Raw genomic sequence first — 249 nt, 5'->3', positions numbered from 1 at the left:
CAGTGGAAAAACCCTGGATGCTGTCATCCCCGGCCCCATCGATGTCCCACTCCGACGGCGGGCTGCCCGGTTTGGAATTCTCGCACACCACAGCGTTCACTATGGGGTCGCAGGGGCCAACCGCCACAGCTGCGGGCGCGGTCAGGGGCAGCAAAGCTGCCACCATCGCCAACACCAAAGGGAAAAGCAGCCCTTTGAGGGTCCGCTGCGGTGGGGTTGCTGAAGGACCGGGCATGAGAACTCCTGGAG

At 63.9% G+C, this 249-nt stretch carries 1 protein-coding gene; it reads right to left on the bottom strand.

The annotated features are described in order from the left end of the window. The coding region (locus tag ACPYOG_RS20180) for a hypothetical protein (RefSeq protein ID WP_481295869.1) at positions 1-235 on the bottom strand (235 nt) is incomplete at its 3' end. Positions 236-249: the final 14 nt, after the last annotated feature.

Source organism: Leifsonia sp. HAY1-4F (assembly GCF_056755275.1).
This window is presented reverse-complemented; position numbering and strand designations above follow the sequence as displayed.